21 protein-coding genes, 1 tRNA gene and 1 riboswitch are annotated in these 23,744 nt (G+C 72.0%); of the genes, 10 read left to right on the top strand and 12 right to left on the bottom strand.

Going from position 1 to position 23,744, the window contains the following annotated elements; all coding sequences use genetic code 11:
• Positions 1-12: 12 nt before the first annotated feature.
• Positions 13-90: riboswitch (SAM riboswitch) on the bottom strand.
• 193 nt (positions 91-283) lie between these two features.
• Both JUB13_RS16845 and JUB13_RS16840 read right to left on the bottom strand, forming a co-directional pair.
• Complete coding sequence (locus JUB13_RS16845) at positions 284-1,543, bottom strand: YeeE/YedE family protein (RefSeq protein WP_207480993.1); 1,260 nt, start codon at positions 1,541-1,543, stop codon at positions 284-286.
• A gap of 15 nt (positions 1,544-1,558) precedes the next feature.
• Positions 1,559-1,801 carry a hypothetical protein gene (locus JUB13_RS16840; RefSeq protein ID WP_207480991.1) on the bottom strand — a complete coding sequence of 81 codons (243 nt, stop codon included), beginning with the start codon at positions 1,799-1,801 and terminating at the stop codon, positions 1,559-1,561.
• A gap of 26 nt (positions 1,802-1,827) precedes the next feature.
• Between JUB13_RS16840 and JUB13_RS16835 the strand changes: the two genes are divergently transcribed.
• Positions 1,828-1,904, top strand: a tRNA-Arg gene (locus tag JUB13_RS16835).
• A gap of 282 nt (positions 1,905-2,186) precedes the next feature.
• Here the strand turns inward: JUB13_RS16835 and JUB13_RS16830 are convergent.
• The 7 genes from JUB13_RS16830 to JUB13_RS16800 all read right to left on the bottom strand — a co-directional run bounded on the left by JUB13_RS16830 (position 2,187) and on the right by JUB13_RS16800 (position 12,343).
• Positions 2,187-2,489 (bottom strand): PAAR domain-containing protein, encoded by a 303-nt coding sequence (locus JUB13_RS16830; RefSeq protein WP_207480989.1) that lies wholly within the window; start codon positions 2,487-2,489, stop codon positions 2,187-2,189.
• Between the two features lie 20 nt (positions 2,490-2,509).
• Positions 2,510-3,940, bottom strand: a complete 1,431-nt coding sequence (tagF, locus tag JUB13_RS16825) for a type VI secretion system-associated protein TagF (protein ID WP_207480987.1) — start codon at positions 3,938-3,940, stop codon at positions 2,510-2,512.
• A complete protein-coding gene (gene tssM / locus JUB13_RS16820; protein WP_207480985.1) occupies positions 3,922-7,506 on the bottom strand; it encodes a type VI secretion system membrane subunit TssM in 3,585 nt (1,194 codons plus the stop codon). The genes tagF and tssM overlap by 19 nt, the downstream gene beginning before the upstream one ends.
• On the bottom strand, positions 7,506-8,963 hold the full coding sequence (tssL, locus tag JUB13_RS16815; protein ID WP_207480983.1) for a type VI secretion system protein TssL, long form: 1,458 nt from the start codon (positions 8,961-8,963) through the stop codon (positions 7,506-7,508). The genes tssM and tssL overlap by 1 nt, the downstream gene beginning before the upstream one ends.
• Positions 8,964-8,969: 6 nt before the next feature.
• Positions 8,970-10,304 carry a type VI secretion system baseplate subunit TssK gene (gene tssK / locus JUB13_RS16810; RefSeq protein WP_207480980.1) on the bottom strand — a complete coding sequence of 445 codons (1,335 nt, stop codon included), beginning with the start codon at positions 10,302-10,304 and terminating at the stop codon, positions 8,970-8,972.
• A gap of 120 nt (positions 10,305-10,424) precedes the next feature.
• On the bottom strand, positions 10,425-11,729 hold the full coding sequence (gene tagH / locus JUB13_RS16805; RefSeq protein ID WP_207480978.1) for a type VI secretion system-associated FHA domain protein TagH: 1,305 nt from the start codon (positions 11,727-11,729) through the stop codon (positions 10,425-10,427).
• Positions 11,726-12,343, bottom strand: coding sequence for a DUF6931 family protein (locus tag JUB13_RS16800; RefSeq protein ID WP_207480976.1), 618 nt, complete (start codon positions 12,341-12,343; stop codon positions 11,726-11,728). Before JUB13_RS16800 ends, tagH begins: the two co-directional genes overlap by 4 nt.
• A gap of 272 nt (positions 12,344-12,615) precedes the next feature.
• On the opposite strand from JUB13_RS16800, the gene tssB reads away from it, so the two are divergent.
• The 9 genes from tssB (at position 12,616) to JUB13_RS16755 (ending at position 21,899) form a co-directional block, all read left to right on the top strand.
• The gene (tssB, locus tag JUB13_RS16795) at positions 12,616-13,146 is read left to right on the top strand and encodes a type VI secretion system contractile sheath small subunit (protein ID WP_207480974.1); all 531 of its coding nucleotides are present in this window, start codon (positions 12,616-12,618) and stop codon (positions 13,144-13,146) included.
• Entirely contained in the window at positions 13,143-14,645 is a 1,503-nt protein-coding gene (tssC, locus tag JUB13_RS16790) for a type VI secretion system contractile sheath large subunit (protein ID WP_207480972.1), read from the top strand. The genes tssB and tssC (JUB13_RS16790) overlap by 4 nt, the downstream gene beginning before the upstream one ends.
• Before the next feature lie 7 nt (positions 14,646-14,652).
• Complete coding sequence (gene tssC / locus JUB13_RS16785; RefSeq protein WP_207480971.1) at positions 14,653-16,086, top strand: type VI secretion system contractile sheath large subunit; 1,434 nt, start codon at positions 14,653-14,655, stop codon at positions 16,084-16,086.
• Positions 16,083-16,901, top strand: a complete 819-nt coding sequence (locus JUB13_RS16780; protein ID WP_207480970.1) for a type VI secretion system accessory protein TagJ — start codon at positions 16,083-16,085, stop codon at positions 16,899-16,901. Before tssC (JUB13_RS16785) ends, JUB13_RS16780 begins: the two co-directional genes overlap by 4 nt.
• Entirely contained in the window at positions 16,898-17,374 is a 477-nt protein-coding gene (gene tssE / locus JUB13_RS16775) for a type VI secretion system baseplate subunit TssE (RefSeq protein ID WP_207480969.1), read from the top strand. Before JUB13_RS16780 ends, tssE begins: the two co-directional genes overlap by 4 nt.
• Positions 17,367-19,175, top strand: coding sequence for a type VI secretion system baseplate subunit TssF (gene tssF, locus JUB13_RS16770; RefSeq protein ID WP_207480968.1), 1,809 nt, complete (start codon positions 17,367-17,369; stop codon positions 19,173-19,175). Before tssE ends, tssF begins: the two co-directional genes overlap by 8 nt.
• Positions 19,139-20,251 (top strand): type VI secretion system baseplate subunit TssG, encoded by a 1,113-nt coding sequence (gene tssG, locus JUB13_RS16765; RefSeq protein ID WP_207480967.1) that lies wholly within the window; start codon positions 19,139-19,141, stop codon positions 20,249-20,251. The genes tssF and tssG overlap by 37 nt, the downstream gene beginning before the upstream one ends.
• Before the next feature lie 67 nt (positions 20,252-20,318).
• Positions 20,319-20,942 carry a hypothetical protein gene (locus JUB13_RS16760; protein WP_207480965.1) on the top strand — a complete coding sequence of 208 codons (624 nt, stop codon included), beginning with the start codon at positions 20,319-20,321 and terminating at the stop codon, positions 20,940-20,942.
• Positions 20,943-21,257: 315 nt separating this feature from the next.
• On the top strand, positions 21,258-21,899 hold the full coding sequence (locus tag JUB13_RS16755; RefSeq protein WP_328702950.1) for a response regulator transcription factor: 642 nt from the start codon (positions 21,258-21,260) through the stop codon (positions 21,897-21,899).
• Between the two features lie 153 nt (positions 21,900-22,052).
• On the opposite strand, the gene JUB13_RS16750 is transcribed toward JUB13_RS16755, so the two are convergent.
• The 3 genes from JUB13_RS16750 to JUB13_RS16740 all read right to left on the bottom strand — a co-directional run bounded on the left by JUB13_RS16750 (position 22,053) and on the right by JUB13_RS16740 (position 23,676).
• Complete coding sequence (locus JUB13_RS16750; protein ID WP_207480963.1) at positions 22,053-22,427, bottom strand: peptidoglycan-binding domain-containing protein; 375 nt, start codon at positions 22,425-22,427, stop codon at positions 22,053-22,055.
• A 16-nt stretch (positions 22,428-22,443) separates the two neighbouring features.
• The gene (locus tag JUB13_RS16745; RefSeq protein ID WP_207480961.1) at positions 22,444-23,094 is read right to left on the bottom strand and encodes a hypothetical protein; all 651 of its coding nucleotides are present in this window, start codon (positions 23,092-23,094) and stop codon (positions 22,444-22,446) included.
• A gap of 102 nt (positions 23,095-23,196) precedes the next feature.
• A complete protein-coding gene (locus tag JUB13_RS16740) occupies positions 23,197-23,676 on the bottom strand; it encodes an Hcp family type VI secretion system effector (RefSeq protein WP_207480959.1) in 480 nt (159 codons plus the stop codon).
• Positions 23,677-23,744 lie beyond the last annotated feature (68 nt).

The following is a 23,744-nucleotide window of genomic DNA, read 5'->3' as shown; positions in this document are numbered from 1 at the left end:
GGGGCGGCCGGGCGGGTTGTGGACCCTTCCGCTTTAGCCGCATTTGTTACGCGCCCGCAAGCTGGTGCTCAAATCGGCGCGGTGTGGTTCTTTTATATTCAACCCTGGTGCGGTGCACAATAGGTCATTTTTGACGGGTCTGCCATGTTCTTCGCCGATGGCGCGCCGGGTGGACCAGCTCCCGCCCGACGCGGCGCCGATCGCCATGGATCGGCGGGACGCCCCGCAGTCCCTGTCAACAGCCCGCCGGACCCAACGGCGCGCGCCGTTGGGTCCGGCTGAATCAGCAGCCCGTCAGGCGCGGCGTGCGCTCGACTGCCAGACCGAAGGCCGGGCGCAGGCCGGTGCCGATCCAGTTGCCGGCCAGGGCCGCGACGATCCAGACCCAGCCGTGCAGGCTGCCCGAGGCGATGCCGCTGAAATAGGCCCCGATGTTGCAGCCGAAGGCGAGGCGCGAGCCATAGCCCAGCAGCAGACCGCCGACAATGGCCGCGGCAAGGGACCGCAGGGGCAGCCGCCAGCCCGGGGCGAACCGGCCGGCCAGGCCGGCGGCCAGCAGGGCGCCGAGGATAATCCCGAAATCCATGACCGAGGTCACGTCCTCGAGCACGCCGGCCTGCAGCGCCTTGGCATTGGCGGGCGCCTGCCAGAACGGCCAGGACGCGACGTCCACCCCCGTCGCCATCAGGGCCTTGCTGCCCCAGAGCGCGAAGGCCGAGGTGATGCCCCAGGGCCGGCCGGCCAGGGCCAGCGTCGCGAAGTTCAGCAGCGCCAGCGCGACGGCGCCCCAGACCAGCGGCCAGGGCCCGCGCAGCAGCCGGCTGGCCAGCCCGCCGGACCGCGCCCCGGCTCCACCTGCGGCCCCACCCGCGGCTCCATCGGTCACCAGGCGGCCGTGGTAGCGCTTCTCGATCAGGACGCTGAGCCCGGCGACGGCGGCGAAGACGGCGAGGTTCAGGGCGAGCGCCGCCGGCCAGCCGAGCCCGTCGATCAGCGACACGGGGCCCAGCGAGGGCAGCGCCTGCCACCACGGCAGGTGGAAGGCGCCGAGCACCGAGCCCACGATGAAGGCGGCGAGCGTCACCAGCATGCGCGTGTTGCCGCCGCCCACGGTGAACAGGGTGCCCGAGGCGCAGCCGCCGCCGAGCTGCATGCCGATGCCGAACAGGAAGGCGCCGGCCACCACAGACACGCCGGCCGGCGAGACCAGCCCCTTGACCGGCACGCCGAACAGGGTGCCGGCGGCCAGTACCGGGAAGAACAGGACCGAGGCGACGGCCAGCATCACCATCTGGGCCCGCAGCCCCGCGCCGCGCCGGTCGGCGATCAGCACCCGGAAGGCCGAGGTGAAGCCGAAGGACGCGTGGTAGAGCACCAGCCCCAGCGCGCCGCCGACCAGGAACAGCGCGGCCTGCCGGCCGGTCACCGTGTCGGCCAGCCACAGCGCGCCGAGCGCCAGCAGCAACGCGGCGATCCCCGCCGCGCCGAGGTTCCGCCCGCGCGCCAGCCCGGCCCCGGGCTGCGAGAGTGCGATGTCGGTCATGTCCTGCCCCCGAATTCACATGGTCGCGGAAATATCACCACTCGTTCCGCCATTCCAAGATGTGAATTCAGCGAAAACCCCGATGTCGTGGCGGATCAGCCATGCATTTCCGATCCCATCAGGCAGATCATCATGTGATTTCCACACCACGGGCACCAGCGGCCCTGCACCGAATCCGGCCGCGCACTTGGTTGCGCACCGGAACGCCCATGCCACCGCACCTTCCCCGAACGGACCATTTGCCTCGCCCGGATCCATGCGCTATGGTCCGCCTCCTCCGGCGAGGACCCGTAGCTCAGCTGGATAGAGCGCTGCCCTCCGAAGGCAGAGGTCGATGGTTCGAATCCATTCGGGTCCGCCAGTTTTCAGGTACTGAGCGATAACCTCATGTGCGAGCCCATGCTTCGCGGAAGCACGGTGCATCGCATTGGCCTGCCGGATCGGATACCCCACCTCCGCAGGTAAATGATCGGCACGTCAGGGATGGTCCCCGATGCGCCCGTCGCTTCCTTGAGACCATTTCCGCCGGCCGTGCGGTCCCCTCGCCCGCTTGGGCATCAAAGCTCCGTGCCGCCGAGCGGCCTCCCGGATCTTCTGCCCGCCGGCGTCCTGCGATGCCAGCGGCCATCCCCGAGAAGTCAGCTCATCCGCCGACAAGCACCGTTGGGTGCCCCATGACGATCGTCCCGCCATGGAGGGTCAGGTCGCCGATGCGGGCCTGGGGCATTCCCGCGACGATCACCGTCGTGCTGCCCTGAACGATCATGTCCGGCGGACCGACGCAGATGCAGGCGTCGCCGATGCGGGCGGCGGGCAGCGCCCCGATCAGGACGGTCGGCGCGCAGGGCCCCGTGACGGGCCCGCCGACATGCGGGACCGGAACCGGCGCGGGCGTCGCCATGGGGCAGACATGCATGTCCGTGATGCGCGCGGCAGGGCGGGTCATGGCAGCCTCCTATGGTCTCCTCATGCGGGCTCGGACTCGCGCTCAGGCCCTGGCGCGAGCTCAGGCCCGGCCTCGGCCAGGATGACGGTCACGTTGTCGGGGGCGCCGGCCTCCAGCGCCGCCGCGACGAGCCGGCCGGGCACCTCGGCGACGGGAAGCTCCGCCGCCAGGGCCAGGATCGCCTCGGGCGCCAAGGCCTTCGTCAGCCCGTCGCTGCACAGCAGGAAGCGATCGCCGGGCGCGACCGCCCCCTGGATCACGTCCAGCATCAGGTCCTCGCCCGCGCCCAGGGCCCGCGTCACCACGTTGGACCGCGGGTGCGAGGCCGCCTCGGCCGCGGCGAGGATCCCTTCATCGACCATGTCCTGGACCTCGCTGTGGTCGCGGCTGAGCTGCTCCAGCCGCCCGCCGCGAAGCCGGTAGAGGCGGCTGTCTCCGGCCCAGAGGCAGGCGAAGTGCCGGCCGAAGGCCAGCAGCACCACGGCCGTCGTGGCCATGGTTCGGCCCTCGCCGGCCGCCCCGCGCAGGCACGCGTCGGCATCGCGCAGCAGGCGGGTGACCTCGGCCAGGAAGGCCTGCGCGCTCCGCTGCGGCTCCAGCGCGCCCAGCCGCTCCATGGTCAGCCGGCTCGCGACGTCCCCGGCATCGAGGCCGCCCAGCCCGTCGGCCACGGCCCAGAGGCCGAGATCCGGCCGCTCGAGGAAGGCGTCCTCGTTGACGCCGCGCACCGTTCCCGCATGGCTGGCGGCGGCCGAGGACCAGCGCATGCCGCCCTCGCGCGGCCGCCCGCGCACGAGATCGGCGAGCTCGGGCCCCACGGGCATGCCGCGCCGGCACAGGATCCGCTCGCACCCCACCCTCCACCAGGCCGACCAGCCCGCGGCCGGGATCAGCCCCCGTTCCGGCGCGAAGCCCGGCGGCGGCGCCTGCCAGCCCTCCGCCGCGACCGGCAGGGGCGGCGGGGCTGGGCGGGACAGGGCCGCGAGCGCCACGAGGACCTCGTCGGGGCCGGCGCCGGCGTCGAGCGCCGCCAGCACCGCGGCCTCCGCCCGGCCGAACCATCCCTCCGGCCCGTCGGGGGACGGGTCCGGGCCTGAGCCTGCTTCTGGGTCCGGGCCCGGCTCCGCCGGGCAGATCACGGCCAGGGGGAACTGGCGGCCGACCCGGTCCACGCTGGGGATCAGCAGCCCGCCGATGGCGCCGTCGGTGAGCAGCCCGGGGCCCAGGGCGAAGCGCCAGACCGGCGCGTCGGCGAAGGCATCGGGCCAGCCCGGGCCGACGAGGCCGCTCGCCTCGACGAGGAGCGGCCCGATCCAGCCATCCCAGGCCTCCACCAGGTCCGGCGGGAGCCCGCGCGCGACGAAGTCGCCGAGCAGCGGCATCTTGCCGTGGAAGCCCGCGCCGTCCGGCGGCCGCAGCCCCGGCGGAAAGGTCACAGGGACGGTGGGCACCGGAAGGCCTCGAGCTCGGTCAGGGCGAAGGGGTTCACGATGCCGGAGGCGCGCAGCTCGAACTTCGCCTCAAGCCCGCCGGGCCGGAAGGTGGCGAGCACCCGCTCGCCATCCGGCCGGCGCTCGATCCGCGCCGCGCGCAGCAGCTTGAACGGGGACCAGGCGCCCTCGGCCTGCAGGACGACCGGCTGGCCGCCGGCGGGCTGGACCATGAGGCTGGAGCGGTTGGTCGCCGCCGGCGACGGCCATTGCAGGATCGCCGGCCGGTTCGCCCCGGGGCCGAAGCTGGCGAGCTGGCCGTCGATCTCGAGCTCCGCCCTTTCGATCCGCGGATCCAGCTGGACCGCGGCGACGCTGAAGCGGATGTCGGGCCTGCGCTGGCCCGTCGGGAAGAAGGCCTCGCGGATCGTCGCGGCGTTCTGGAAAGGCGCGAGCGCCGCATCGGGGATGCCGATGTCGAGCCCGCCGGCGCGCTGCCAGCGCCAGGCCTCCTGGCTGGTGTCGACATAGGCCTTCAGACGCTCGACGAAGAAGCTGTCGAGCAGCCCGCCCGGCGCGAAGAGGCGCGAGAAGTCGTCCACGGCCATGTCGGCGCGGGCGGTCCCCTGCACGGGAAACCGCCCCGGCAGCGCACGCTCGCAGGACGGCAGCACGGCGCTCCGCCATTCCGCGTTCACGCGCGTGCGCAGCCCGTCCAGCGCCGCCGCCGAGGCCTGGTCGCCCAGCCCGCCGATCCAGCCCTTCACGGGGTCCGGCAGGCGCGCGGCCGTCGCCGCGAGCTGCTGGGCCAGCCGCGCGGCGCCGGCATCGTCCGGGCCGCCCTGGCCGGGAAGCCCCGCGGCCCGGCCGACCTGCTGGTACAGGGCATCGAGGCTTGCCACCGTTTGGTCGATGCCCGCCGGCCCGCCGGCGCGGCCGAGCGCGAAGGCGCGGAACTCGGCGTAGCGGTCGCTGACAGGCTGGCCGGGCGGAGGACCCGTCCGGCCGGCCAGCAGCCCGGCCACCTGTTCGATCCGCCGGGCGGCCGCCGCGAGGGCCGGCGCTCCGGATGTGGCGGATGCGGCGGATGCCGCGGCGGGGGCCACCGTCTCCGCGGCCGGTGTCGGCGGGCGGGCGAGGTCGGTCTCCCGGGCCGCGGCCTGCACGAGCAGGCGGAGCGGCGAGAGCGGGCCCGACGCCGCGTTCAGCACGGCGGCCGCCTCCTCGACCGTCCGGAACCGGACCAGCGTCAGGTCGCCGAGCAGCCCGTCCCACCGGCGCGAGAAGTCGTTGTAGTAGAGCGCCAGGATTTCCTGCTGCAGGCGCGCGGGATCGCCCGCGGCGGCGCCGGTGACCCAGCTCTCGGCCGCGGCGGCCCGCGCGATCCCGGGGAGCGCCGGCAGGATCGCCCCGTGGAACCCGGCATGCGTGAAGAGCCCCGGCAGCCCGGCGCCGAGCGGCTGGCCCGAGCGGCGCGCGAAGACCTGGCCCGCCGCCGGGCCCGCATGGTCCTGGATGCGCCATTCCGGCGGCGCGGCCTCCCCCGCCGCTTCGAGCAGCAGGACATAGGCCCGCTCGGCCGGGCTGTGCCGGGACAGCGTGGCGCGCGCCTGCCGCACCAGCCCCTCGTCCGCGGGGACGGGCGCAAGGGGCCGCTCCAGCAGCGAGTCCAGATGCGCCTCCAGGCTGCGGCGGATCCCCTCGCCCTCGGCCCCGGGAAGCGCCGAGGCCCAGTCGGCCTGCATCCAGCGGCGCACAGCCGCCTGGTCCAGCGGCCCGGCGCCGGTCAGCATCAGGTAGACCTTGAACCCCTCGTACAGCAGGTCAGGCCGGGTCGCGACCGCGCGGAGCTGGGCTTCGAGCCGGAGCACGAGCTGCGGCAGCAGCAGGTGGGACAGCCCGCGCCGGTACGCCGATTCCGCCGCGGGGGCGAGCTTGTCGCCCTGGTAGAGGCCGAGGCCCATGCCGACCGGCACCGGCGCGTCCCGCTCTCCCACCCCGGTGGGCAGCGCCCGCAGCCGGTCCAGCAGGAGAAGGGCGGGGCCGAGATCCCCGTTCGTGCGCGGGCTCGCCGGCGTCGCGGCGGCGAGCGCCCTGTAGTCGTCGGCTGCCGCCTCGGCCCGCTCGATCAGGGCGGCGTTGCCGGTATAGCCGAGCCACCAGGCGCCGGTCCCGAACACCACGACGAGCGCCGCGGCGGCCCAGGCGGCGCGGCGCGTCCAGGCGGTCCTGCGCTCCAGGCGGGGATCGCGGCCGACCAGCCCCGCCTCCGCGAAGACGACCTCTCTCAGCAGCCGCGCGAGGAAATAGCTGCGGCCGCCGCCGGGCTCCTCCTGGACCGGGACCTTCGGGACGCCGAAGAGCTGACCCAGCCCCATGACGAGGCGGTCGATGGGCGATCCCTGCTGCGTCGCGCTGGTGAGATAGACGCCGCGCAGGAGCAGCGGCTGCTCGAAGCTGGAGGGCTGGAAGACCGTGCCGACGAAATCGGCCATGGTGTCGCGCAGCGATGCGACCTGGGCCGGGAAGCCGAAGATGCGCGCCCTCCGGTCGGCCGAGGTCTCGGCCTCCAGCCGGCCGAGCAGCCTCTCGTGCAGGCGCGCCAGCAGCGCGTCGAACTCCCGGCGCAGCCGGTCCTCGACGGGCTCGCCGGGCTCGCCGGGCTCGTGGGACTCGCCGGGCTCACCGGATCCGGACAGGGGCAGCGTGACGCCCCAGACCTGCTCTCGCTGCTCCTTGCCGAGATCGGCGAAGAACTCGGAGAAGCCCGCCACCAGGTCGGCCTTGGTGAAGACCACGTAGATCGGAAGGCGGAGGCCCAGACGCTCGTTGAGCTGGGCGAGGCGCGCGCGGATCGCCGCCGCATGGGCGTCGATGGTGGCCGCGTCCTGCCCGGCGAGCTCGGCGAGGCTGATCGCGACGATCGCCCCGTTCAGCGGCTGGCGCGGCCGCACGCGCTTGAGCATGTCGAGGAAGCCCAGCCAGGCGCCGGCATCCACCGCCGCGTTGCTGTCCTGGGTCGTGTACCGGCCGGCGGTGTCCAGGAGCACGGCCTCGTCCGTGAACCACCAGTCGCAGTTGCGGGTGCCGCCGACGCCGCGCAGCGAGGCCCTGCCCGTCTTCTCGGCCAGGGGGAAGCGCAGGCCCGCATTGAGCAGCGCCGTGGTCTTGCCCGACCCCGGCGGCCCGATCAGCACGTACCAGGGCAGGTCGTAGGGCGCGCCGCGCCTGCGGCGCGCGAGCTTCTGCAGGGCGGCGTCCATGTCGCGGCGCAGGACCGCGATCTCGGCCGCGCTGGCGGCAGCGTCCCCCGCACCATCCGCGAGCCTGGGCGCTTCGTCGGCGGCCGTCATCCCGGCCGCAAGCGCGCGCGCGTTCCGGCGGCGGCGCAGCCGGGACAGCACCAGCGCCGCCACCCAGGCGCCCAGGATCGCGGCCGCCGCGGCGCTGCGGGCAACGACGCTCTCGAGCGGCCTGACATCGGCCACCGCCACCAGCGGCCCCACGAGCCAGAGCACCACCGCCAGGAGGACGCAGCCCAGCAGGGAGGCTGCCCACCGCACGCCCGGGACCTGAAGCCGGCGCATCACGGCGCCCTCCCGGCTACCGGGCCCGGGCCCGGGCCCGCGCGCAGGACGATCTCGGTGCGCCTGTTCAGCTCGCGCCCCAGGGGATCGCCGTTGGAGGCGACGGGATCCATCTCGCCGCGTCCCTCGGCCGAAAGCCGGCCGCCATCCGACAGGATCCGCGCGAGCTGGTCGCGCACGGTCTCGGCGCGCGCCTTGGAAAGGTGCCAGTTGGACGGGAAGCGCACGGTCCGGATCGGGGTCGCGTCCGTATAGCCGATGACCCGCACCTGCCCGGGCTCGTCCTCCAGCGCCCTGCCGACCCGGTCCAGCACGGGGCGGTAGCGCGGGTCCAGGCTGGCGCTGCCGGACCCGAACATGCCGCGGGCGCGCAGGCGCACCGTCGTGCCCTCGGGCGTCTCCAGCACGTCGACCAGCCCTTCGGCGATCTCGGCTTCGAGGAAACGGCGCAGGCGCTGCTCGCGCAGGGCCTCGGGCCGCGGCGGCGCCGGAACGGTGGCGGCGGGCAAGGCCGCCGGAAGCGGCGGGTCCCGCTCGATCCCCGGGGCGGAGAGGGGGGGCAGCGCGGCCATCAGGGCGAGCGTCCCGTCCGAGCGGACGTTGAGCCGGTAGGAGAAAGCCATGAAGACGGCCAGCAGCAGGAACGCCGCCAGAGCCCCCGCGACCCAGGCGGGCACGCCGGCCCTGCCGGTGCGGAACGGCGCCGGCACGCCGCGCCAGGACACGGAGATCTCCGGTTCCGGCGGGCCCCTGAGCCCGGCGATCGCCTGATGCACCTGCTCGCGCAGGCGCGCGAGCTCGGCGGGGCCGCGCCGCATCGGCCGGTAGCGGCCCTCGAAGCCCAGGGCGAGGCACAGATACATCAGCTCCAGCACCTCGCGGTTTGGTGCCGGGTTGCGCAGCAGCCGGTCGAGCAGCTCGAAGAATCGCTCGCCGCCGGTGACCTCGTTGTGGAAGCGGCTGGTCATGGTCCCGGCCGCCCAGGCGCTGCCATTCCCCCAGGGGGTGTTGAGGACGATGTCGTCGACGGTCGCACACAGCGCGTAATGGGCCGCCCGCACCGCATCGCGCGACAGCCCCAGGTTCGACGCCCTGTCCTCGAAATCCCGGAGAAACTCGATCACCTGCTCGCGCAGCGCCTCGACGGGAACGCTCGGGCTTGCCGTCCGCAGCCGGGCCGCGAGGGTCAGGAGCGGCGCCGCGGCGGCAGCCACCGGATTGACGCCGACCCGCGGGACCGACACGCCGGGCCCCTGCGGCGCCGGACGCCGCCCGGCCGAGGCGCGAAGCGCGTCGCGCAGGCCGGTCCACCGCGGCGCGGCCGCGTGGGAGCCAGACGCGCCGGGGACCGGCGTTTCGGGCATGCCCGCGCCCTGGGCGGCGACGGGGCGGGGCGTCACGGGCTTGATCACGGTCCTGTCGGCGTCACCGATCCCGAAGGGGTCGTCCTCGTTCATGGCGCGCTAGCTCCTGATGGCCCACAGCTCGAGCACGGCCTGCGGGAAATCGCCGCCGACATGGATCGCAATGCCGCCCGACTGCGCGAGCTGCTTCCAGTGGGACCCGCCCCGGTCCAGGCGGAAATAGACGGTGCCGGCCGTGAAGGGGATCTGCCGCGGGGCGACGGGCAGGGGATCGAGCGTGATGCCGGGCAGGGCGCTCATGACGAGGTCCCGGATCAGCTCGACGGGGCCGATCTTCACCTGGGCGGGGAAGCTGCGGCGAAGCTGCTCCGCCGGCAGGTCGGCGCGCACGGTGAGGACGAAGGACGCCGTGTCCACCAGCGTGCGGTCGGGGATCACGCCGACCCGCACGCCGTAGCGCCGCTCCTGGAGCGGGATCGCGATGGCGTTCTTCTCGAGGACCGCGCTCAGGGCCATCCGCAGGGCCCGCATCACGGGCGCGAAGGTGAGCTCCAGGTCGTGGTGTCGGTAGGGCTCGAAACGGCCTGGGCGGCGGTCCTGGGCGGTGAAGGTCGCGAGCTCGCCCGCGATCTGCAGGAAGAGGCCGAACAGCTCCTCGGGATGCAGCAGCGCCCGCTCGGCGTGGTGGGCGAGCAGCGGCTGGTAGCGGTTGCAGAGCTGCAGCAGGAGGAAGTCGGCGATCTCGGCCGCGCCGCCGGTCCCCGCGCCTGCCAGGCGTGGAGCCAGGGCGCCGGCCCGCTGGCTCACGAGCCCCAGGATCTCGTCGATGAAGCCGCGCAGCCGGGCCGAGGCCGCGCAGCCGAGGCTGGGCGGGATGAAGTCCGGGTCCAGCACGATCTGGGGGCCGGGCTTCACCTCGGCGATGCGCGCCAGCCCCAGGCAGGAATAGCCCGCCCTGTCCTCGCCCTCCAGCATCAGCCGCAATCTCAGGCGCCCGACCTGCACCGTGTTCACGGTGTCGGACCCGGCGACCGCGTCCGGAGCCTCGTAGGCGGCGGCCGCGTAGCGCGTCGTCGCATCGCCGGTCCCGTGCAGCGTGAAGCCTGCGCGCCCGGGCTGCTGCAGCGGGACGGCGAGGTAGACCAGCGTGTCGCGCGTCCCCTCCGGCGGATCCAGGGGCGGGGGATGGTCGGCTTCGCCCGGAAGGGAGAAGGGCGTGCCGTCCTGGAACACGCCGCTGGCGGAGGCGAGCGCGAACTTGCCGGTGCCGAGCAGGTCACGGCCGAGTTGCAGCTCGGACAGGCCCCAGCCATGGGGACGCAGGCCTTCCGTCCTGGCCCTGACGAGCCGCTCCACGTAGCGGTCCTGCTGCTGGAGATGCTGGGCGCGGAGGAACATGCCCTCCGACCAGACGACCTTGTTGTCCCATGCCATCTGCCCTGGCTCCTCCCTGTACGCTCCGCCCGGACCGCTTCCGGGCCGATTGCGTCCGGCGCTCGGGCGGCCTGCCGGGCGACCCCGTGCGGGGTCCGGATGCGCGGCGGATCCCGCGCCTCAGCGCTTGCGGGACCGTCGGGTCTGCGCCTCGTAGGCGGTGCCGAAGGCGCGTCCGAAGCGCCCCATCAGGTCCTCTTCCAGCTCGGCGGCGATCTGCTGGTAATGCTCCTCGTAGAGCTCCCAGGTGCGCGCCTTGCGCGCGGCGGGCAGCAGGCTCGCCAGGGGCCCGCCACCCTCGAGCCGGCGGGCCAGCCGTTCGGGATCGAACTCCTGCAGCAGGGCGCCGACCGCCTCGCGCATGGCGGCGAGGACCGCCATCTCGTGCGCCTTCACGTCCTCGAAGCCCTCCCGGACCGCCCGGTCGGCCGGCAGGAAGCCGGCCCGGGCCGGCAGCGTCATGGCGCGCACGGCCTCGTCCGGGTCGGGGGTGAACTTCAGCGGGTTGTTGTCCAGGGCCTGGACATGGGTCTGGTCCAGCCGGAAGGCCGCCTTCGTCGCGGCCCGGCTGCGCAGCACCTGGGTCAGCCCCAGCACGGCGGCCCGGTAGGCGGCGCCGACCATCCGCATGCTCGCCGCCCGGCGCTCCGGCGGCAGGTCTTCCAGCCCCGAGAGGCCGGCCCCGGCGACGAAGGCGTCCCAGACGGCATCGGTCCCCGCGGCATCCGCACCCATTACGTCCGCCCTGGCCGGCTCCATCCGCCCTGGCGCCGTGGCGCCGCGACCCCGGGCCTGGGCGCGGGCGACAGCCTGGGCGGGAGCGGGAGGCACGGGCGGCACCGGCGTCCCAGCGGGCTCCAGCCAATCCTCTGGCCAGTCCTCCCGCCAGTTCTCGGGTCCGGCGCCGGCGAGGCCCGGCGGCCGGAAGCTCTCCGTCTCCGGGGGCGCATGGTCCGGCATCGTCCAGCGATCCTCGGCATCGGCCGCCGGCGGCCCGGGGCCGTGCTCGAGCACGGCCCGCGGCCCGGGTGCGAAGGGGTCGTCGAGGAAGCCCGGCAGACCGTCCCCGATCCCGCCCGCCTCGCCGGCGAGCGCGCCGCCCGCTTCGACGGAGACGCGGATCTCGTAGCGGCCGAGGCCCAGGACGTCGCCGTCCGTCAGCAACTGGGTCCTGTTCGCCCCGAGCGGCCGGCTCGACTGGTTGATGTAGAGCCCGTTGGTGCTGGTGTCGGTGACCACCCAGCCGCCGCCGGACCGCTCGATGACGCAGTGGCATTTGGAGAGATGGCGGTCGGGGTCCGGAAGCACCCAGGTGCAGGCGGCCGAGCGGCCGATGCTGAGCGCGCCCGTGTCGTGCCGCAGGACCGCCGGCAGGTCGGCGCCCGAGGGCGGGTGCCCGATGATCCGGAGCGTCAGAGCCGTCATCGCGCCGGTTCCCGTATCGGTTCGGCGGCCCGCAGCTTTCCGTTGCCGCCGCGGGCGATGTCGAGCCCGCTCTCGAGGAAGAGGGCGAGCCGCTCTTCGGCCCGCTCCGGCGCCCGCGCGACGGCCGCGAGGATGACCGCCGACGCGATCGCCATCCCGGCCAGGCCGGCCCTGGGCTCGACCGCGGGAAGTCCCGGCGGGGCCATGCTGCCGCCGGACCAGAACGCCGCCATGGCCGCCCAGCTCGCGGGCGAGCGGAAATCCGTCGCCTGGGCGCGCTCGAGGCCGGCGCGGCGGTTGGACTCGACGGGTTGGTAGACCCAGGCCTGGGCCGCCTCCAGGGCCGCGCGGTCCTGGGCCGGCGCGTCCTCGGGCAGGGCGGCGCGGGCGCACACGCAGGCCCACCAGACGCCTTCGCGCATGGGCAGGACCTGGGCGAGGAACTGCACGGCGTCCCGGACCAGGCCCCGCGCCTTAAGGGCGTGGAGGAACTCTGCCGAGGATGCATGGGTTTCAAGAAGTGCGCGCGCCTCGCTGCCGAGATCGCATAGCGCAGCCGCCTGGACGGCGCCGGCATGCGCGGCTTTCCTGAGATCCTCGGCTGGCGCGGGCATTGCCTCGGCTCCGGCATCCTGTCGCGCCAGTATTCATAATCCATCCAGTACTTGCCATTGCCGCACAGAATTACGCCGGCCGAACCTTTCCACCCGAAATATTAGGTTAACACCTCGCGGAACTTTCCGTCGGGTGATGGCGCGGCTTAGGATCTCAGGAAGCAAACAAAGAAAACTGGGACGGTATTGGCGAAAAACCTAGTTTTCCCCAATACATGATCTCATCGAGGCGGGCGGTATTTCGACAAATCGGATGCCGGAGGGAGGACTTCATGGAGAGCGTCCACGACAAGCTCGCGCGCGTCCGCAAACCGCGGGTTCACATCACCTACCAAGTCGAGACGGAAGGCGCCGAGATCGAACGCGAGCTGCCCTTCGTCGTCGGCGTCCTCGGCGATTTCTCCGGCGATCCCACCCAGCCGCTCAAGCCCCTGAGCGAGAGGAAGTTCACGCTGATCGACCGCGACAACTTCGACGAGGTGATGGGGCGCATGGCGCCGGGCCTCGCCATGCGGGTCGAGAACGCGCTCCGGGACGACGGCACCGAGCTGCCGGTCCAGCTCGCCTTCCGGTCGATGCAGGATTTCGAGCCGGCCAGGGTCGCCGACCAGGTCCCGGCGCTGAAATCGCTCCTGGAAACCCGGGACAAGCTGCGCGACCTGCTGTCCAAGGCGGACCGGTCCGAGAACCTCGAAGGGCTGCTGGAGCAGATCCTGCGCGACGGAGACGAGCTGAAGCGCCTGGCCTCGGAGCTCGGCGCCCAGCCTTCCGAGCAGCCCCAGCCAGAAGGCGACCGGCCATGACCGCGACCCAGCCGACGACGGGCGGCGCCCCCGATGCGGCGCGCACCGGGACGCTCGAAGGCCCGAGCCTGCTGGAGCAGGCGATCAGCGCGACGAAGCAGACCGAGCGGAACCGGGCGGAGGAGCTTCTCCGGACCCTGACGGAGGAGGCGCTGAGCGGCACCGTCGTCTACGACCGCAATCTCACCGCGACGCTGAACAAGGCCATCGCGGCCATCGACGCCAAGGTCTCGCGGCAGCTCGCCGCCATCATGCACCACCCCTCCTTCACGAAGCTGGAGGGCAGCTGGCGCGGCCTCCATCATCTGGTGATGAACAGCGAGACCGGGACGACGCTCAGGATCAAGGTCCTGAACGTTTCCAAGCGCGATCTCTTCAAGGACCTCGACCGCGCCGTCGAGTTCGACCAGAGCCAAGTCTACAAGAAGATCTACGAGAACGAGTTCGGCCTCTCCGGAGGCGAGCCCTACGGGGCGCTGATCGGGGACTACGAGTTCACCAACCACCCCGAGGACATCCAGCTCCTCTCCAACATGTCGAGCGTCGCGGCCTCGGCCTTCGCGCCCTTCATCACCGCGGCAGCGCCGGGCATGCTGGGGCTCGACGACTATCGCGAACTCGCCAAGCCGCGCGACCTCGCCAAGATCTTCGACACCGTCGAATACGCGAAGTGGCGGAGCTTCCGCGAGAGCGAGGACTCCCGCTTCGTGGTCCTGACGATGCCGCGCGTCCTGGCCCGCCTTCCCTATGGCGCCGCCACCAAGCCGGTCGAGGAGTTCGCCTACGAGGAGGCGCCGTCCGATGCCGACGGACGTCCCCTGCCCATGGAGCACGCGGACTACTGCTGGATGAACGCGGCCTACGTCATGGGGTCGCGGCTCACCGCCGCCTTCGCCAAAAGTGGCTTCTGCACCGCGATCCGGGGCAGGGACAATGGCGGTAAGGTCGAGGGCCTGCCCGGGCATATCTTCGTCAGCGACGACGGGGACATGGACCAGAAGTGCCCGACCGAGATCGCGATCACCGACCGCCGCGAGGCCGAGCTGTCCAAGCTCGGCTTCCTGCCGCTGTGCCACTACAAGAACAACGACTACGCCGTGTTCTTCGGGGCGCAGAGCGTTCAGAAGCCGAAGCAGTATGACCGCCCCGAGGCGACCGCCAACGCCGAGATCTCGGCCCGCCTGCCCTACGTGATGGCAACCTCGCGCTTCGCGCATTACCTGAAGGTGATGGCGCGGGACAAGATCGGGTCCTTCATGGAAGCCTCGGAGTGCGAGGACTGGCTGAACCGCTGGATCATGAACTACGTGAACAGCGCCGAGGGGGCCAGCGCCGAGTCCAAGATGAAGTATCCGCTCCGCGACGCCCGGGTCGAGGTCCGGGAGATCCCCGGAAAGCCCGGCTCCTACAACGCCGTCGCGTGGCTGCGCCCCTGGCTCCAGATGGAGGAGCTCAACGCGTCCCTCCGGCTCGTGGCCCGGGTGCCCGAGCGCGGCTGAGCCGCCGATGGACGGGCTGTCGCAGGCGGCGGCGCTCCCGGGCGGCGGTGCCGGACCGTCCTCGAACGCGGATCCCGGCGCCGGCGCGCCGGATCCGCGTCGGCGCGCGGCCCTGGAGGCCGAGATCGACCGGCTGATCGCGGCCATCGACCGGGCGGTGTCGGACCAGGTCGACGCGATCCTGCGCCATCCGCGGTTCCGGCGGATGGAGGCGAGCTGGCGCAGCCTGCGCCTGCTGGTCGAGGCGGCCGACGGCATCTCCAACGTCAGGGTCCGCGTGCTCCATGCGACCTGGGGGGAGATCTGCCGCGATTTCGAGCGCGCGTCCGACTTCGACCAGAGCGCCCTGTTCGCCCGGGTCTATTCGGACGAGTTCGGCATGCCGGGCGGCGAACCCTTCGGCATGCTGGTCGGCGACTACGAGATCCGCCACCTGCGCGGCGCCGACGACCGGACGGACGTGGCCGCCCTGGCCGGCCTCGCTGCGGTGGCGGCCGCAGCCTTCGCCCCGGTGGTCATGGGATGCGCGCCGGAGCTTCTGGAGCTCGAGCGCTTCTCGGCGGTCACGCCGACCCTCGACTTCTCGACGGCCTTCCAGGGCGAGCGCCACCGGCGCTGGCGCGCCCTGCAGGAGCAGGAAGACTCGCGCTTTCTCGGGCTCGCGCTGCCCCGGGTCCTCGTCCGCCCACCCTACGCCGACGACGGGAGCCGCCGAGATGGCTTCCGCTTCCGCGACGAGGAGGGCGGACCCGAGGGGCGCGGGGGCGTCTGGGGAAACCCCGGCTACGCCCTCGCCGCCGTCGTCCTGCGCGCCTTCGCGAACCATGGCTGGCTCGCCGACATCCGCGGCGCGCGGGCCGATGCCGCCTCGGGGGGCGTGGTCACCCATCTTCCCCGCGCGGACTTCCCGACCGACCGGCCCGGTGTCGCGCCCCGCGTCCCGGTCGAGGTGGCCCTGACCGAACGGCAGGAGCACGCCCTCTGCGAGCTGGGCCTGATCCCGCTGGTGCGGGCACGCGAGACTCCCTACTGCGTCTTCAACACGGTCCAGTCCGTGCAGCGCCCGCGCAGCTACGTCAGCCCCGCGGCCAGCACCAATGCCCGGCTCTCGGCCATGCTGTCGGCGATCCTCTGCGTCAGCCGCTTCGCCCATTACGTCAAGGTGCTCGCCCGGGACCGCGTCGGCTCGTTCTCGACCGCCGAGGAGTGCCGGGCCTGGCTCGAGGACTGGCTGCGCGGCTACGTCGTCGGGAACGACGAGGCCTCGGTCGAGACGAAGGCCCGCTATCCCCTGCGGGCTGCGGCCGTCGAGGTCACCGAGCCGCCCGGACGGCCCGGCGTCTTCGACTGCGCGATCCACCTGCAGCCGCACTTCCAGTTCGAGCACGCCGTCTCGTCCTTCAGGCTCACAACCAGGATCGCATCGAGGGCATCGCGATGACCGGAGCCCCACACCCCGACACCGACGCGTCCGCCCTGTTCCGGGCCGGGCGCCTGCACGACGCCGTCGAGGTGCAGACCACCCTCGTCAGGCGGCATCCCGGCGACGTGGCGGCCCGCCTGCTGCTGGCCGAGCTGCTGTGCTTCACCGGCGCCCTTGAGCGCGCCGATGCGCTGCTCGACCTAATCGGGCATCAGGACCCGTCGCAGGCGCTCGGCCTCGCCCCGTTCCGCCAGGCCCTCCGGGGCGAGACGGCGCGGCGCCAGCACCATGGCGAGGGGCGCCTTCCGGGCTTCCCGGTCCCGCCGACCCCGTCCATGCGCCACCTGCTGGAGGCCGGGGTGGAGCTGCGCCGCGGCGCGCTGCCGGAGGCGGCGGCCGCGGCATCCGCGGCCGAGGCGGCGCGGCCCGCAGCAAGGGGCAGCGCCGACGGCGCGGCCTTCGACGATTTCCGGGACCTCGACGATCTCTGCGGCGGCACCCTCGAGGCGATCACGGGCGCCGGCGAATTCGTCTGGATTCCCGTGGAGGCGATCCGGCGCATCGCGTTCCGCCCACCCCGGTCGCTCCGCGACCTCTGCTGGAGGCGCGCCCAGGTCAGCCTCGTCGATGGAGAGGAGGGCGAGGTGTTCCTGCCGGTTCTCTATGCCGGCGAGCGCCCCGACGACGAGGCGCTGGCGATCGGCCACCGTTCCGACTGGCGCGAGCTGGCGCCGGGACTGGTGCGCGGCGTCGGCCAGCGCTGCTTCCTCGCGGGCGAGGAGGTGCGCCCGATCATGTCCCTCTCCGAGGTCGCCTTTGGGGGCGGGACGTGAGCGACGGCCTCCGCCCTCTCCAGGGGACGGTGCTGGACCGGCTCCTGGATCCCGTCCCGGAGCGCGAGCGCAGCCGGAAGGAGAGCCTCGCCAGGCTCCGGGCGGCGGTCCGGCGCGACCTGGAGGCGCTGCTGAACACACGCCGGCGGTGCCTGGACTGGCCCGCCGACGCCGCCGAGCTGGACTCCTCGCTGCTGGCCTACGGGGTGCCCGAATTCACGGGGACGGGCCTTGCCGCCCGCGAGGCCCAGGAGGCCTATTGCCGGATGCTGGAGCGCACGATCCGGCGCCTGGAGCCGCGGCTCCTGCAGGTGGAGGTGCGGCGCACCGAAAGCGCCGACCCGCTGGACCCGACGCTGCGCTTCAGGATCTCGGCCCTGATGCACGCCGAGCCCGCGCCCGAGCCGCTCGTCCTGGATTCGGCGCTGGATCCCGCCACGCAGAGCCTGGCCGTCCGGAGCCGCGATGACTGACCGGCTCGTCGCCTTCTACGACCAGGAGCTCGTGCATCTGCGCCGCGCGGCGGCGGAGTTCGCGAAGGCGCACCCGGCCCAGGCGGGGCGGCTCCGCCTGACCGGCGACGCCGTCGAGGACCCGCACGTGGCCCGCCTGATGGAGGCCTTCGCCTATCTCACGGCACGCGTGCGGCTGAAGCTCGACGACGACTTCCCCGAGCTGACCGAGGCGCTGCTGGGCATCCTGTACCCCCATTACCTCGCGCCGCTTCCCTCGGTGACCGTTGTCCAGTTCTCGCCCAGGCCCGGGCTGCCGGGGCCCGTCGAGCTGCCGGCCGGAACGGAGCTCGACAGCGAGGCCCTGGACGAGGGGCGCTGCCGCTTCCGCACCTGCTATCCCGTGATGCTCCTGCCGGTCGCGCTGGCCTCCGCCACCCTCAGAGCGCGGCCGGTCGCGGCACCCGCCAACCCGTCGGCGCAGGGTGTGGCGGCCGTCCTGCGCCTGGTGTTCGAGACCGCTGCGCCGGGCGGCTTCGCGGCGCTGGCACCCGGGACCCTGCGTCTTTTCCTGCGCGGCGCCCCGCAGCAGGCCCATGGGCTCTACGACCTGCTGGCGGGGCATGTCGTGTCCGTCGCGGCCGCCGCCTCGGCAACCGACCGCGATCCGGTGATCCTCGGGCCGGAGGCCGTGCGGCCGGTCGGCTTCGAGCCAGGCGAGGCGGTGCTCCCCGCGGACCCGCGCGTGGCGCCGGGCTACCGGCTGCTGACGGAGTATTTCGCCTGGCCCGAGAAGTTCCTGTTCTTCGACCTGGCGGGCCTGGAGCGCGCCTGCGCGGGCCGAGCGGGGCGGCTGGAGCTGTTCCTCTATCTCGACCGCACGTCCCAGCAGCTCGAGCGCGAGGTCGGCACGGAGAGCTTCGCGCTCGGCTGCACGCCGGCGGTCAACCTGTTCCGGCTGCGCGCGGAACCCATCGCGCTCGACCACCGGCAGCGCGAATACCGCGTGGTGCCCGATGCCCGGCGCCCGCGTGGCCTTGAGATCCACGCCATCGACCGCGTCGCGGCCTCATCCCCGGACGGGCGGCAGGCGGAGTACGCGCCCTTCTACGGGCGCCGCGGCAGCGCCGGGGAGCAGCCGCGCTACTGGCACGCCGTGCGCCGCCCGGGCCCGCCCACCAATCCCGGGACGGAGGTGTTCCTGTCCGTCGTGGATCCCGGCTTCGATCCCGACGCTCCCGCGGGGCATGTGCTGTCGGTGGAGGTCACCTGCCTGAACCGCGACCTGCCGGCGCGCCTGCCCTTCGGCGGCGGGCATCCGCGGCTGAGCCCGGTGCTCGGCGCGGCCGCGGTCGCCACAGTGTCCTGCCTGACGCCGCCGAGCCGCACGCTGCGGCCCGCGACCTTCGGGCAGGACCGCTGGCGCCTGATCTCCCATCTGAGCCTGAACCACCTGTCGCTGCTGGACGGACAGGACGGGCCCGAGCCGCTGCGCCGGCTGCTCCGGCTCTACGACCTGCGCGACGCGCCCGAGACGCGCATGCTGATCGACGGGCTGACCGGCGTCCAGGTCCGGCCCGGCACCGCCCGCGCGCCCCAGCCGGGCACCGGCGCGCTGTGCCGCGGGCTGGACGTGACGCTGGAACTGGACCCGCAGCGGTTCGCCGGCACCTCCATGCTGCTCTTCGCCGGCGTGCTGGAGCGCTTCCTGGCGCTCCACGCCGGGATCAACGCCTTCACGCGGCTTGCGGTGCGCGCAAGGGGCCGCACGGAGATCATGAAGCGATGGCCGGCACGCGCGGGCGAACGGATCCTCCTGTAGGCGCGCTCCTGGACGAGGAGCCCTGGCGCTTCGACTTCGCCCAGGCGCTCCGCCTCCTGGAGGCGCGGGCACGCCGCAGGCATGCGGCCGCGGGCGGGGCTTCGAATGAGGCCGGCGCCGTGGATCCCCCCGTGCGCCTGCGCGCCGCCGACACGCTGGCCTATCCCGCCACGGAGGTGGTGGCGCTGGAGCACGACGGTGCTGGCCGGGGAGCGGGACCGCCGGCGGCGCTGGTCACCTCGCTGTTCGGCCTGACGGGACCGCTGGGCGTGCTGCCGCAACACTACACCGAGCTTCTCCACGCCGCGCGGCGCGAGCAGAACCCCGCCTTTCGCGACTTCCTGGACATCTTCAACCACCGCCTGCTGACGCTCTTCGCCCAGGCGGCGGCCAAGTACCGCCTGGACCTCTCCTTCGAGCGGAGCGCCGCCGGCGCGCCCGACCCCGTCACCGCGGCGCTGCAGGCGCTGGTCGGCATCCATGGCGCCGGCCTGCCCCCCACCTTGCCCCCTGCCCTGCCAGCGCCGCTGCCCCCAAACCTGCCCGCGGCCGTAGGCCAGGCCCCCGCCCTCGATGCCGCGACGCTGGTCCACTATGCCGGCCACCTGTCCCAGCGGCGCCCCTCGGCGGCGGCGCTGCAGGCGATCCTTTCCGACGACCTCGGCGTGCCGGTGCGCATCGAGCCGTTCCGCACCGCCTGGCTGGCCGTTCCGCCGGATGAGCAGTCGCGCCTGGGCACCGCGTTCTGCACCTTCGACGACGACCTCCTCCTGGGCGAGCGCTCGCAGTCCGTGCAGGGCAGCTTCCGCATCGTCCTGGGGCCGCTGGACTACGCGGCCTTCCGGGACTTCCTGCCCGGCGGTCCGGGCATGGCGCGGCTGGCCGCGCTGGCCCGCTTCCAGGTGGGCCCGGACCTCGATTTCGACGTGCAGCTCGTGCTCCGCCGAGCCGAGGTGCCGGAGTGCGAACTGGCAGCCGGCGGCGCGGCGGAGCCCCGGCTGGGCTGGAACGCCTGGCTCGGGCCCCAGGGTGCGCCGGGGGATGCGGCGGACGCGGTCTTCGGTTCCGCCCTGTAACGGCACATCGGGGTGACAGCGCGTTGGGCGAGATGCGGGATCCCACAGGCAATCAGGGAGCACGGCCATGGGCAATGACGACGTCATCGACCGGATCGACGATGCCTTGAAGACGATGCCGGCGGTCGGCAACGGATCGCCGGCCTACGCACCCCTTCTCGACCGCTACGCGCGCACCCTCCGGAGGAAGGGCCATGCCGAGGCGCTCGACGAGCTGCGGGCTGGCGTGGTCGACCTCGCCAGCTGGGAGTACGGGGCGGTGGTCGCGAACTGCGAACTCATGGAGTTCGAAGACCGCGGGGTCTGGTTCCTGTTCGATGGCCGGAAGGAGCGCACCGTGCTCATCCACGGCATCACCCAGGCCGTGGCCCCGAACACCCGCGACAGCTCCTACCACGCGGGCTATCCCCGCCGGGAAGGCTACGACAAGGGGCATGGCTGGTCGCACGCCCAGGGTGGCTTCGAGGGCGGCCCCAACTACTTCTACCAGCGGGCGGCCGTCAACCGGCGCCTGTCCGCCGTCGGCCACCTGTGGCGCGACATCGAAACCCACCTGGCGAGCAACGCCGGGATGTTCGCCTTCGTCCGGCTGATCTATCGCCGCAGCGACAAGGACACCCCCAGCAGTGTCGAATACGGGATCCTGAACGGTCCGCAGCAGTTCCGGGCAGTCATCTTCCCAAACCGGTAATGCCGCGCGCCCATGCATCGGCGCGCGGACTGGAATGCACCCTCAAGCCGCACGCATCTCACGGCGTTTCATCACGCGATGGTTCCGTTAGGCGCTTTAAGCCCCCACGAGGCCTAACGCCTCTTGCGTCCCGGGCTTCGCAGGCCCCTGGGGCCAGCTGCTCACGGCACCGAGCCCTGCTCACTCGCCTAGCCATCCGCTCAGCCATCCGGGTGGTTAATTAGCTCTTAATTTCGGGTGGATATGCGGCCGGAATCGGACTATCCCAAATCGCATCGCCGAACGAGGGGGCCCCACATGACGATTGTTCCGACCGTGCTCATCGACCCGAACAAGCTGTTCCGCGAGGGCTTGAAGGCTCTGTTCAGAGAGGGAGGCTTCGAGATCGTCGCCGAGGTCGCCCGCCTGAACGATGCCGCCGGATTGCATGGCATGATCGAGATCGGGATGGTCCTGTGCGATCCGCTGGGCAGCCCATTGGGAGTCGGCGAGACCGTGATTGAATTGCGGCGCCTGTTCCCGGATGCGCGTGTCGTCATGTTGATGCCGACCCAGGATCCGCAGCCCATGGTGGCCGCCATCCAGGCTGGTGTCGACGGCTGCCTCCTCAAGGACATCTCGCCGGAGGCGCTCCAGGAGTCGTTGAGGCTGGTGCGGATGGGCGAAACCGTTTTCCCGAGCCATCTGGCGGCCATGCTGGTAGCCGGGCGCTTCAATGCAGAGCCCACGGTCCGACGCAACGGGCTGTCGCCCCGCGAAGCCGAGATCCTGCGTCATCTCGTCGAGGGCGAGAGCAACAAGGTCATCGCGAACCGGATCGGGATCACCGAGGCGACGGTGAAGGTCCACCTCAAGAGCCTGCTGCGCAAGATCGGCGCATCCAATCGGACACAGGCCGCCATATGGGCGCACAACAACGGCCTGGCCGAGGAAATGCCCAAGGCTGCTCTCGGCTGATCGCCAGAGGCCCCTCGGGGGCTTGACCGGTCGCGTTCGCGGTGACTTCGTCGGCGCGACCGGTCAGCCGGGGCACAAGGCCGATCCCCATGGCCGCGAGCACCGCGTCGCGTGTCTGAAACGGCCGATACACACATTCGCGCGCGTAAACCCTCATCCGCGGCGCAGCGCCTTCCAGTAGCTATCGAGCGACTCATTAACGGCCGATTCGTGGAAAATCGGAGTGCCGGCAATCTGGAGATCGGTGTACACCCATGGCTCGATCCCCGAGAGCAGCGCTTTCAGATGAAGGGCCGCGAGTGCCTTGATGGTGGGGCCCTGCGGGTCGATCCGGCCGTCCACGACCTTCGTCTTGGCTTTCTGAAAGGCGAGGATTGCAGCTTCGGTCTTCGGGCCCGCGATGCCATCGACCTTGAGAAGCGTCTTGTGTTCGCCTCCAAGCCAGTCGTTCAGGAGCAGTTGCACGACGCGCACGTCACCCTTGCTGTTGCTGCCTTCCTTCCCGACCGATTTCTCGATTACGTCCATCGGAGTTCCCCAGAGTTCAGGCGATTGCGGGCACCGGAGCGGGCCCCGGCAGCGGGATTCGTCCGCGGCCTATTATGATGAGGATAATCGCTGCAATGATGGCCGCGATCACGGCCAGGTCATCGAGCAACTCCCCTTCCAGACAGATCTCGTAAACGATCAGCCCGGGCCGCAGGCGGAAGAAGTGGAAATACGCCTCAACTTTCCGGCCGAAGACGGAGCCCGAGAAAATGCGGAAGCGTTCGTTCGGATTCCAGGTCGTGCCCAGGTCGTAGGGCAGCCCGAAGATCCCGTAGAAAGCCTCCAGAGCGACGATCTTTGTGAAACCCGCGCCCACGCCTGAAATCGAGAACGGCTTGATCTCATAGAATTCCGTCGCGACGGCATCATGCCGCATCAAGTCGGGGATCTTGAGCAACGCATCTGCCTGGATCGCAACAAGCTGTGCGAAGGTCAGCTTCGGGTTGTGCAGCTTGATGAATGCCATGTAAAGCCGCACATTTCCGAATCCCAGGGATATGTCCTGGAAATCCTCGATGCTGGCGGGGAAGAAGCTCGCTCGTTTCACGAAGCGCAGATACTGCTTTCCGATGAAATTCTCCGCGATCAGGCCGAAAGTCGAGGCCACCTGGGGCAGAACGATCTCGCTTGGCGCTACGCAGGGCATATCGCAGCTCCGAATCATTATGTGCCGCGGCAAGCGACATTCGCCGCCCAGGGTCGGATCGGATAGGACCGGGCGGAACCTGACGTTTTTATCCGGCCTTCTTTATCCGGCCTTCGTGGTCGCGAGGTCGTAGGAGCTGACCACGGGCGCCTGCGGCTTGTGGTTGGCGTCGTGGGGCGTGTACTTCAGCTCGATCTTCGAGAAGTTCAGGCTGATGGATTCCTGGGGCTGTCCCGAGCCGTTGGCCGAGACGCTGTAGCTGCTGACCAGCGCGTCGGTCAGCGTATAGGTCATGTAGGTGTCGCCGGGATCGCCCGTGGTCACCAGGTCGATCTGCACGGTCTTGCCGCTCTTGCCGGACACCGCCTCCTTGAAGAATAGGGGCGAGGACTTGTCCATCTCGCGGGTCATGGTGATCTCGCTGACAGACGGTTCCGAGGCCTCGCGGTTCGCCGCCCGTCCGGTCGGCGTGCTGATGGCGCGGCCGACGCCGAACTGCATGCTCGATACATCCACCCAGTTCTTGTGGTTCTGCTGGGTCGCGTCGCCCTGGATGCCGTCGAACTTCACGTAGATGGCCATGGACGTTGTCTCCCTTCACCGATGTCGCGTCGCAGTCCGGCCTCCGGCCGGTCCTTCGGGGCCGTTCG

The organism is Arenibaculum pallidiluteum (assembly GCF_017355985.1).
GTDB classification, from domain to species: Bacteria; Pseudomonadota; Alphaproteobacteria; order Azospirillales; family Azospirillaceae; genus Arenibaculum; species Arenibaculum pallidiluteum.
This window is presented reverse-complemented; position numbering and strand designations above follow the sequence as displayed.

Coding starts and splice junctions, on each gene's coding strand:
- JUB13_RS16845 (WP_207480993.1), bottom strand. CDS start 1,543: ATGACCGACATCGCACTCTCGCAGCCCGGGGCCGGGCTGGCGCGCGGG.
- JUB13_RS16840 (WP_207480991.1), bottom strand. CDS start 1,801: ATGGATCCGGGCGAGGCAAATGGTCCGTTCGGGGAAGGTGCGGTGGCA.
- JUB13_RS16830 (WP_207480989.1), bottom strand. CDS start 2,489: ATGACCCGCCCTGCCGCGCGCATCACGGACATGCATGTCTGCCCCATG.
- tssM (WP_207480985.1), bottom strand. CDS start 7,506: ATGCGCCGGCTTCAGGTCCCGGGCGTGCGGTGGGCAGCCTCCCTGCTG.
- tssL (WP_207480983.1), bottom strand. CDS start 8,963: ATGAACGAGGACGACCCCTTCGGGATCGGTGACGCCGACAGGACCGTG.
- tssK (WP_207480980.1), bottom strand. CDS start 10,304: ATGGCATGGGACAACAAGGTCGTCTGGTCGGAGGGCATGTTCCTCCGC.
- tagH (WP_207480978.1), bottom strand. CDS start 11,729: ATGACGGCTCTGACGCTCCGGATCATCGGGCACCCGCCCTCGGGCGCC.
- JUB13_RS16800 (WP_207480976.1), bottom strand. CDS start 12,343: ATGCCCGCGCCAGCCGAGGATCTCAGGAAAGCCGCGCATGCCGGCGCC.
- tssB (WP_207480974.1), top strand. CDS start 12,616: ATGGAGAGCGTCCACGACAAGCTCGCGCGCGTCCGCAAACCGCGGGTT.
- tssC (WP_207480972.1), top strand. CDS start 13,143: ATGACCGCGACCCAGCCGACGACGGGCGGCGCCCCCGATGCGGCGCGC.
- tssC (WP_207480971.1), top strand. CDS start 14,653: ATGGACGGGCTGTCGCAGGCGGCGGCGCTCCCGGGCGGCGGTGCCGGA.
- JUB13_RS16780 (WP_207480970.1), top strand. CDS start 16,083: ATGACCGGAGCCCCACACCCCGACACCGACGCGTCCGCCCTGTTCCGG.
- tssF (WP_207480968.1), top strand. CDS start 17,367: ATGACTGACCGGCTCGTCGCCTTCTACGACCAGGAGCTCGTGCATCTG.
- tssG (WP_207480967.1), top strand. CDS start 19,139: ATGGCCGGCACGCGCGGGCGAACGGATCCTCCTGTAGGCGCGCTCCTG.
- JUB13_RS16760 (WP_207480965.1), top strand. CDS start 20,319: ATGGGCAATGACGACGTCATCGACCGGATCGACGATGCCTTGAAGACG.
- JUB13_RS16750 (WP_207480963.1), bottom strand. CDS start 22,427: ATGGACGTAATCGAGAAATCGGTCGGGAAGGAAGGCAGCAACAGCAAG.
- JUB13_RS16745 (WP_207480961.1), bottom strand. CDS start 23,094: ATGCCCTGCGTAGCGCCAAGCGAGATCGTTCTGCCCCAGGTGGCCTCG.
- JUB13_RS16740 (WP_207480959.1), bottom strand. CDS start 23,676: ATGGCCATCTACGTGAAGTTCGACGGCATCCAGGGCGACGCGACCCAG.